This is a genomic window from Methylobacterium aquaticum (genome assembly GCF_001043915.1).
Classification (GTDB): domain Bacteria; phylum Pseudomonadota; class Alphaproteobacteria; order Rhizobiales; family Beijerinckiaceae; genus Methylobacterium; species Methylobacterium aquaticum.
Genome location: NZ_LABX01000350.1, coordinates 1 through 8,806 on the forward strand (window position 1 = coordinate 1; position 8,806 = coordinate 8,806).

Annotated in this window: 8 protein-coding genes and 1 pseudogene; 7 read left to right on the plus strand and 2 right to left on the minus strand. The window is 63.8% G+C overall.

Translation table 11 applies throughout. From position 1 onward, the window contains the following. A pseudogene (locus tag VP06_RS38380) lies at positions 1–202 on the minus strand (hypothetical protein); the annotation flags it as partial. Here VP06_RS38380 and VP06_RS35640 point away from each other — a divergent pair. From VP06_RS35640 to VP06_RS31670, 3 genes are all read left to right on the plus strand, one after another. Then, entirely contained in the window at positions 128–700 is a 573-nt protein-coding gene (locus tag VP06_RS35640) for a transposase (protein ID WP_245291393.1), read from the plus strand. The pseudogene VP06_RS38380 and the gene VP06_RS35640 overlap by 75 nt on opposite strands. Next, on the plus strand, positions 618–1,643 hold the full coding sequence (locus tag VP06_RS31665) for a cytochrome P450 (protein WP_245291392.1): 1,026 nt from the start codon (positions 618–620) through the stop codon (positions 1,641–1,643). Before VP06_RS35640 ends, VP06_RS31665 begins: the two co-directional genes overlap by 83 nt. A 398-nt stretch (positions 1,644–2,041) precedes the next feature. Next, positions 2,042–2,818 carry a phytochelatin synthase family protein gene (locus VP06_RS31670; RefSeq protein ID WP_048467798.1) on the plus strand — a complete coding sequence of 259 codons (777 nt, stop codon included), beginning with the start codon at positions 2,042–2,044 and terminating at the stop codon, positions 2,816–2,818. A gap of 572 nt (positions 2,819–3,390) precedes the next feature. On the opposite strand, the gene VP06_RS35645 is transcribed toward VP06_RS31670, so the two are convergent. Continuing rightward, positions 3,391–3,918 carry a DUF3291 domain-containing protein gene (locus tag VP06_RS35645; RefSeq protein ID WP_082167738.1) on the minus strand — a complete coding sequence of 176 codons (528 nt, stop codon included), beginning with the start codon at positions 3,916–3,918 and terminating at the stop codon, positions 3,391–3,393. A gap of 1,089 nt (positions 3,919–5,007) precedes the next feature. Between VP06_RS35645 and VP06_RS31675 the strand changes: the two genes are divergently transcribed. The 4 genes from VP06_RS31675 to VP06_RS31690 all read left to right on the plus strand — a co-directional run. Beyond that, entirely contained in the window at positions 5,008–6,174 is a 1,167-nt protein-coding gene (locus VP06_RS31675; protein WP_063928476.1) for a M24 family metallopeptidase, read from the plus strand. 71 nt (positions 6,175–6,245) lie between these two features. After that, positions 6,246–7,169, plus strand: coding sequence for a LysR family transcriptional regulator (locus VP06_RS31680; RefSeq protein WP_048467800.1), 924 nt, complete (start codon positions 6,246–6,248; stop codon positions 7,167–7,169). 144 nt (positions 7,170–7,313) lie between these two features. Beyond that, positions 7,314–8,627 carry an MFS transporter gene (locus tag VP06_RS31685; protein WP_197093335.1) on the plus strand — a complete coding sequence of 438 codons (1,314 nt, stop codon included), beginning with the start codon at positions 7,314–7,316 and terminating at the stop codon, positions 8,625–8,627. 29 nt (positions 8,628–8,656) lie between these two features. Then, on the plus strand, positions 8,657–8,806 hold a 150-nt coding region (locus VP06_RS31690), incomplete at its 3' end, for an IS5 family transposase (protein WP_048467801.1).

Consider the following 8,806-nt stretch of genomic DNA (forward strand, 5'->3'; position numbering starts at 1 on the left):
CTGGGTCCAGAAAGGGCTGTTCGAGATCCTGATGCGGGCCCTGGCTCATCGCCAGCGGCGGCGCTGCGGTCGCCGTCCGCAGCCGCGTCTGGCGATCATCGACACGCAGAGCGTCAAATGTATCGGGGTGCGCGGACCGCGGGGCTACGACGGGGCCAAGAAGGTGGTCGGGCGCAAGCGCGTGCTGATGGTGGATGCCCAAGGGCACATCCTGGCGCTGTCGGTCGTACCGGCCAACGTGCAGGATCGTGACACGCTGCCGGCGCTGGATGCCGGCAAGGAGCAGTTGGCCGAGCCTGCGCCTGGCGCTCCTGGATGGGGCCTTCACGGCCGAACGCTGCCAGGAGTGGTGTCACTGGCACGGCATGCGCCATCGCGTCGTCGAGAAGGAGCCGGACCAGAAGGGCTTCGTCGTCCTCGAGCGGCGCTGGCTGGTCGAGCGCACCCTCGGATGGTTCAGCCATTGGGGTGGGTTGCTGCGCGAGCGCGCCGGGCGCCTCGACGTCGCGACCGGACGCCTCTCCTTCGTTGCCTGCCTGATCGCTCTCAACGCTCTCAACAAGCCAGAGTAAGATCAACCAATCAAACAGGCTCTCAGGCCGCCCAAGGCCGTCCCGATGCTGACGGTCGGCGAACTGGAGGCCGATCCGCACGGGGTGTTCCGCGCCTGGCGCCCCCGGCTGCCCCTCGTCCGCCATGAGATCGCGGGCTTCGTCGTGCTCCGCGCCCGCGACGTCGATCGGCTGATGCGGGATCCCCGCGCCCAGGCGACGGAGACGCTCAGCCCGCGGACGCGCGGAATTCCGGAAGGCGCGTTGTTCGACATCTTCGCTCACGGGATGCTGATCGCCAACGGCCCGGTCCATCGCCGGCGCCGCTCGCCCTTCACCCGCACATTCGCGGCGCGCATGATCGAAGGGCTGCGCCCCGGCATCCGTGCGGCTGCAGAGGGCCTCGTGCGGGACTGGCTGCCGGACATCGAGGTTGACCTCGTTGCGCGTTACGCTGCCCAGATCCCGGCGCGGACCATCGCCGGCATCCTGGGTCTGCCGCAGGAAGACGTCCCGCGCTTCACCCACCTCGCCTACGAGGTCTCACGCGTGCTGAGCTTCATGTTCGGGCCGGAGGACATTCCGGATCTCGAGGCGGCGGCCGTCGCGCTGCAGGATTACGTGCGCGCGATCCTCGAGGCGCGCCGGGCTGCGCCCCAGGACGACTTCCTGTCGCGTTTCTTGGCGGAGGCCGACGCAACGGGCGAACTCACCCCGCAGGAGGTGACGATCCAGCTCGTGCAGGTGATCATCAGCGGCACCGACACCACCCGTGTCGCGGGCGCCATGCAGGTGGCGTTGTTGCTGCAGCATCCCGAGCAATGGGCGGCGGTGCGCGGCGATGCCGGCCTGATTCCGGCTGCGGTTGCGGAAGCCCTTCGCTGCGAGCCGAACGTCGGTTCCGCCGCGCGGGTCGCCCGTGAGGATATCGCGCTCGATGGCCACGTCGTGCCGGCCGGAAGCCTGATGATGCTTTCGACGCTGTCGGCGCTGCGAGACGAAGCCGCCTACATGCGGCCCGATGCGTTCGATATCCGGCGCGCCGACCTCCCGCGCCAGCATCCGATCTTCGGCGGCGGCGCGCACCGGTGAATCGGCGAGGCCCTGGCCCGGGTCGAACTGGAGGAGGGACTCGGCGCCCTGGCGCGCCTCGCCCCGCGACTGCGCCTCACGGGTGCGGTGCCTGTTATCCGGGGCCATGGCGGCATCCGCCGCATCGATGCGCTTCGGGTGGTCGCGTAGCGCCAGCAGGGGTTTGGCTTCGACGTGTCGCCTCGGGCGCCGCCCTCTGCAGGTCGTGCGACCCTGTCCCGCCTGGACGTCGCGACCAGCCTGATCTCGCTGGCCGTCGTGCAGAGGGCGGCGTCCGGCGAGCCGCGGAGTACCGCCACGGGACCCGGGCGCGGCGCACGCCGTCCTGCGCCCATGGGCCCTGCGGCTGGACCCGTCGCGGCCGCGTGCGATCCCATTCCGGCCAGAAGGCTTGCGGTATGAGTGCCGAACAGGTGCGACGAGGCCGGAGCTGGAAGCGCCATCGGCCGGCTCTCGTCGGAGCGATCGTGCTCGCCGTCGGACTCGCCGGCGCAGCAAGCCTCGATTCTCATCGTCTCAGACCGAACGCCTACAAATCCGTGGTGTCGATCGAGGCCCGATCCGATTTTCACGATCCTGCGCTCCTGGCCCGTGCCTGGGCCCGACCGGTCGCTGCTGTCTATCGACGCCGCCCCTACGAATATCAAAGCAATCCGAGCTTCTGCGGCCCTGCCAGCGTGGCGAACTTGCTGCGCTCTCTTGGCGTAGACTTCTCGCAAGCCGAGGTGCTTCGCGGGACCCCTTTCCAGCCCTGGTTCGGCATCCTTGTGAACGGCCTGACGCTGGAGGATCTGGCAGAGCTGATACGAGTCCGGCTCGATCGTCAGGTCCGCGTCGTGCGTGATCTCTCGCTGCCCGCCTTCCGGGAGGCATTGGCAAGCGGCAACGATCCCGGCAAGCGGCTGATCGTCAACTTTCACCGAGGTCCGTTATTCGGCCGGGGAGCTGGGCACTTCTCGCCGATCCTCGGCTACTTGCCGGACAAGGACCTCGTGTTCGTCTGCGACGTGAACGGAGACTATCGGCCCGTCCTTGTCGAAAGCGAGCGCTTGTGGCGTGCGGTCGCGACGGTCGACATGGCGTCCGGCAAGGCTCGGGGCTTACTGGTCATCGAGACAGCTCTGCCTGCGGAGCGCGGACGAGCCGGCCAGACAGAAACCATTCGTTCTGAATGAAAAGCGGCGGGTCGATGCACCTGTCATCTTATCCACGTGGTTCGACCGAAAGCCGATGTGAAGCACAATATAACCTTAGCAATCAGGCTAGCCTCGGCGGCGGGACCTCTCGGGCAGGTCTCAGCCGCCAGGGATCGCGAAGTCGCATCAAAATGGCACGACAGATCAATTAATACGAAGTTTGCTACCGATTTTGATTTGTCTAACGCGACACGCATCGACATGACACTATCGATTTCGTCTTACTCTCATGTGTCATCATTTGGTAATTTTCTTAAGATAGGCACCTCAGATGTCGATTTCAGGAATTGTGCGCCGTCATCAGATCGCGCAAGTCATGATGTACGGCGTCAAGGACGCGATTTGCAAAGCTGCGAGTGCCTCACGCGTGCGTTCGATGGTCGAGAAAGGCACTGGCATTCAGGCTTTCGGGTGGTGCATGGTCGCCCTGACACGCACCGCCTCGGCGGGGCGGGCTTCGCTTGCACGCGTGCAGACAAGACCGTGCCGGGGCGGCTTGTCATCATCTAAAGATGAGTGGAAAACTAGCTTTGGCAGAATGAGTACGAATATCAATTCGTCATTTGCGGATGACCTTCGCTGTCGTGCGGATGCGCGAAATCGAAGCCGGATGCGGTAGGGCCTTCGTCTGCCAGCATTTCAAGCCTGCGAACGCCATCGGACCATGTCGGAATGATTTCGTCCGAGACCCACCAGAGTACGTAACCTGGCCATTGTGGGCGTTCGAACCACTCTGATCGGCGCTTCAGAGTCGCACGATGCAACCCGCTGTAGGAGAACTTGCGAGCGACTTCGACATCGCGCCAGAGTGAGAGTGTCTGGACCCTGCTAGCGCCATCCGCCTCGCGCGACCTGTCGAAGAAGCGCGGAACCACATATGAGCCCCAAGGGCCGTAATCCTGTCCGATCTCGACGGCTCCGCGAAGATCAGGTCGTGATTGCCCTGCATGAGCGACAAACCCTTCCGCCGTTGCTGCCGCCGCGAAAACAGCGGATGCAGATCGCGAAAATTCTTTCATTGCTTCGGAACGATAAGAGTCCTTAATAATTCCAAAAGTGTATAATGAGATATGCGCCATAACATTCTCCTTATATCAAGTATTTTTTGAATTTACTGCATCAAGGGCATCGATAAAATTACACAACAAGTATGTTACCGTTTCATTTCGCCGATCGAACGGGCGTGTTTCAACCGAAACAGAGGCTTGGTCGCACCTTCAGCCTGGATCATATCGCGTCGACCGACCTTTTTGCCCGACCAGCATGCGTCGAGCGACGATCTCGGGCCGAGGCCGATCAGCAACATTCACATGCCCGATTACTAGAATCTCCTGCGCTGTTCGCGACACCCGACAGGGGGGAACAAAGCTCAATCGCGTCATGGTCCGGCCCCTCCCTGCGAGCCGGTTACGACCCCCGTCGTCCGAGAGCCTCGTCCGAATGGGGGACGGACGGGACAGGCGGAGGATCGGCCCGCCGTCTGAAATTTCAGTACAATATCACTTGACTTTCAGCGGCACCCTGCCCAGCATGGTTCGGGGACCTATCGAGCCGCCGCAGTCCCGCGAGAGCGGGTCCTGACGGTTCACGAGATATCGCCAAGTACTCCCATATCTGACCTCAATGAGCGGGCAGATGTGCGCGCCAGATAGAGAGTCTCGAAAAATCGCTCGCCTCTCGGGTGAGGGAGGCGTGATGATGAAACTGTCTTTCGATTGACATTGACTCCCGCCATCGGCTCAGCGGTGGTTTGAGTTCCCTCCGATCTGGGAAAGGTGTCGCGCTCAGTCGCTCTCGATACATGAGGCGACTGAGTCATCTGTAGTAAAGACTCGAAGATTTGTGTTTTGAAATTCTGTCGTCCTATTTATTTAATTTACTGAAGATACGTAACAAGCTGAAATCGTAGTTATATAGCTGGCCAACATGACTGCTCCACTTCAATCCATCTTCCGGATCGATGTATCTACTTGGTATGTATCAAATAAGATACTTGATGATGTAGATCTTCTTTGAAGCGCGAGCGGTAATTGTAGCCAATGTGTACATTGCAATGCCGGATGCGATTTTACCATGCGACGTTGCAAGCCATCATTGCGTCCTGCGCCAGAAATCTGATCCTTCGGAGTGAAGTCAACACAGTCTATCTCGCAAAAAATAGGACGATCATGGTCGATCCCCATCAGACCGTACCTCAAGAGGCCCTGAACGCACGGCTTGCTTCGCTCCAGGATTGGATGAGCCGTCAGGGACTTGCATCACTCGTCGTCTTCGGTCGAGGGCATGCCCTCGGAACGGCGACGCGCAGCCATGGAAATTTGCGTTTCCTGGCAAATTGGGACGGCGATAATGCGGACTCGGCACTCGTGGTCCGGTCTGACGACCGTCCGTCGCTCGTCGTCTCGAACGTGTTCGCGGCGATGCGCGCGCGCGAGTCGCACCGCTTCGCCGAGGTTTGCTTCGGACAGGGAGAGGCGTTCGCGCGCCACGTGCTGGAACTGGCCGGCGGGGCCGACGGACCGATTGCCCTGGCAGGCCGTGACGAAATGCCGTTGCTGGTCTGGGAGCGCCTCGCCGCAGCCGGTGCGGACGCGTGGCCGAGCGTGGAGCACGAACTCGCCCGCCGCCGTACCATCAAGGACCAGACGGCCATCGCCTATCACCGGGAGGCGGCCCGGATCTGTGACGCTCTGTTTGCGCGGGTCGGCGCGGCGTTGCGGACGGGGAGGCCCGTCTACGCCGTGCAGGCCGAACTCGAGGCGCTCGCGCGCGGCATGGGCTGCGAGTTCTGCCAGACGTGGCTGACGGTCGCGCCCGTGCCGGACCGTTGCCGCTACCTCGTGAGCGAGAACGGCCGCATTCCGACGGAGGGGGACCAATTCCTGCTCGGCATCATGCTCCTCCTGCACGGCCATTGGGGACACGCAATCCGGACTGGCGCGCTCGGCACGCCGACGCCCGCCGCGGAGCGCGCCTTCGCCGAGGTCCAGGACATGCACGCTGCCATGCTGGAGCGCCTCCGGCCCGGGCGCGACTTGCGCGAGGTCGGCGCCGCGGGACGCGCGCCCGGCGGTCGCGATGTCTTTCAGTTCCGGTCCGGCCATGCGCTCGGTCACAGTTACGAGGATCCGATCGGAACAGCCGAGTTCCCGCAGCCCTACGATCCCGGTCCCCAGGTTCCGATGCGGGTCATCGAGCCCGGCATGCTCTTCGAACTGCACCCCAACCTCTTCCTGCGGGATGCCGGAGCCGCGGCGATCGGTGACATGGTTCTCGTGACCGAGCGGGGGCCCGAACTGCTCACGACCTTTCCGCGGGCGATCGCCCGCTGCTAAGGGCCGCCGCGATCGGCATCAATCACCGGCCTGCTCGACCCTGACCCACCCGCTCCAGATGGAGGGCCGGTATGAACCTGCGCTTCCTCGAAGCCTTCCTGTGGGTCGCGCGCCTGGGAAGCTTCCACGGCGCCGGCGAGAAGCTGAACATCAGCCAGTCCGGCATCTCGTCTCGGATCGCGACGCTCGAGATGGAGCTCGATTGCCGGCTCTTCGAGCGCAGCACCCGCGAGATCCGGCTGACGACCTCCGGCCGCCTGCTGGTGCAACATGCCGAACGGATCCTCGAGGCGCATCGCGAGATGCGCGACGCGCTGGCCCGCAACTCGGCGGTGACCGGAACAGTGCGCATCGGCAGCATCGAGACGGTCGTCCACACGCTCCTCGTCCCGTTCGTCGAGGCGTTGCAACAGCACTTTCCGGCGCTCGACCTGGAACTCACGGCCGAGCCGTCCGAGAACCTGCGCGAGCACCTCCGCCGCGGTGGCATCGACATCGCCTTTCAGACCGAGCCAGTCCTCGATCCCGGTACGATCAACAAGCCGCTGTGCGAGTACCGCATGGGCTGGATCGCGTCCGCGGACATCGGACGGATCTCACTCTGCGACCTCGCGCGCGAGCCGATCATCACCTTTCCCCGTGGGTCCCAACCCTACGCTGCCGTCGAGGACGCGTTCCGGCGAGTGGGCACAGTGCCGAACCGGCTGCATTGCGTGACATCCATCGCGGCCATCGTGCGGTTCGTCCGCGCCGGCCTGGGTGTCGCGTCCCTGCCGATCGCTGCCATTCGTCAGGAACTCGCAGCCGGCTCCCTCTCCCTCATCGACACCGACGTCCCGCTCGCACCCCTTCGTCTCTACGCGAGCTACAGGCCGGGCTTATCCAGCCGCCTCCACGACCTGATTGTCGAGCACGCAGAACAGCAAGTCGCCGCCTACTGCGCGAGCGAGGACCATCCCACCGACATCCGATCCCTCTCGGATCAGGAATTATGATCGGAGTGTATCTGATCTTCGCGTTTGAGCCGGGGCTCAAGCACAGTTACGATCGGCTCGATCCACGATCGAATTGGCGTGGATATCACAAAGAATATCCGAGTTCAGGTCGGCCATTCGGCGCCTGACAGAGGGAGCGCGCCCATGAGCAACGACGTCATACGGCCGGCGGAAATCGCCGCGGCGAGCCTGACCCACTCCGAGAGCCTCAAAAGCCCAGCGGGGCGCTTGGCCGCTGCGAGCATGGTCGGCACTGCGCTCGAGTGGTACGATTTCATGATCTACAACACCATGTCGGCGCTGGTGTTCAACAAAATATTCTTCCCTTCGCTCGATCCCATGGTCGGGATGCTGCTCGCATTCTCGACCTATGCCGTTGGCTATTTATCACGCCCGCTCGGCGGAGTGATCTTCGGCCGTCTCGGCGATAAGCTCGGTCGGCGAGCCGTCCTCGTCCTCACGCTCGTTCTCATGGGCGTGACGACGGCGGCGATGGCGTTGCTGCCGACGTTTCAGGCGATCGGACTGGCAAGCCCGATCCTCTTGGTCGCGCTGCGCTTTCTGCAAGGGCTGGCGCTCGGAGGCGAGTGGGCCGGTGCCGTTCTCCTGACCGTCGAGCACGGCCGCCCGGACCAGCGTGGCTTGAATGCCTCGTGGGCTCAGGTCGGGCCGGCCGCCGGCACCCTGCTGTCCTCGCTGGTGATCGCCGTCGTCACGGCCGCGCTGTCGGACCAGACCTTCCTGGAGTGGGGATGGCGTATCCCCTTCGCTCTGAGCGCCATGCTCGTGGCCTTCGGCCTCTGGATCCGCCTCGCCGTCGACGAGACACCGCTGTTCAAGCAGATGCAAGCGCAGGAGGAAACGGCGAAGGCGCCCGTCGGTGAGGTGCTCCGGCATCATTGGCGCGCGCTCCTGATCGGAGGGGCGGCGCGCATCGGGCCCGATGTCGTCTACGCGCTCCTCGTTGTCTTCAGCGTGAGCTATCTCACGCAGACGCTCGGCCTCCCGCGCTCCCTGGCTCTCGGAGCGCTTCTTGTGGGGGCCGCCCTGAATGCGGTCGCGACGCCGCTGTTCGGGGCCATGACCGACCGGGTCGGCCGACGCCCCGTCTACGGCGCCGGTCTCGTCGCAGCCCTTGGTCTCGCGGCGCTCTTCTTCCCGGCCGTCGACACGCGCAGCCCCGTGCTGATCTTCCTCGTCATTGGCGCCGGAATGATCGTGCACGCCTCGATGTACGCGGCGCAAGGCGCCTTCATCACGGAGCAGTTCACCCCGCGGGTCCGCTACACCGGTTCTTCGATCGCCTACACGTTCGGCAGCCTCGCCGCCGGGGGGGCGTTCGCCCCGCTCATCATGACGAGCATCCTCAAGGAGACGGCGAGCACGACTGGCATCACCGTCTACGTCGCCCTAGGGTCAAAACCCATTCAAGGTATTGCAATGATGAATGAAATGTGATTCGAAGCGCCTCCCAGAAGGAGGAGGCAATGGCAGAGCTGTTCTGGCTGTCGGACGAGCAATGGCAGGCGATGGCGCCGTTCATGCCCACCAACCAGCCCGGCGCTCGGCGCAAGGACGACCGCACGATCCTGTCGGGCATCCTGCACGTCATCAAGTGCGGCTGCCGCTGGAAGGAT

Coding starts and splice junctions, on each gene's coding strand:
- VP06_RS31665 (WP_245291392.1), top strand. CDS start 618: ATGCTGACGGTCGGCGAACTGGAGGCCGATCCGCACGGGGTGTTCCGC.
- VP06_RS31670 (WP_048467798.1), top strand. CDS start 2,042: ATGAGTGCCGAACAGGTGCGACGAGGCCGGAGCTGGAAGCGCCATCGG.
- VP06_RS35645 (WP_082167738.1), bottom strand. CDS start 3,918: ATGGCGCATATCTCATTATACACTTTTGGAATTATTAAGGACTCTTAT.
- VP06_RS31675 (WP_063928476.1), top strand. CDS start 5,008: ATGGTCGATCCCCATCAGACCGTACCTCAAGAGGCCCTGAACGCACGG.
- VP06_RS31680 (WP_048467800.1), top strand. CDS start 6,246: ATGAACCTGCGCTTCCTCGAAGCCTTCCTGTGGGTCGCGCGCCTGGGA.
- VP06_RS31685 (WP_197093335.1), top strand. CDS start 7,314: ATGAGCAACGACGTCATACGGCCGGCGGAAATCGCCGCGGCGAGCCTG.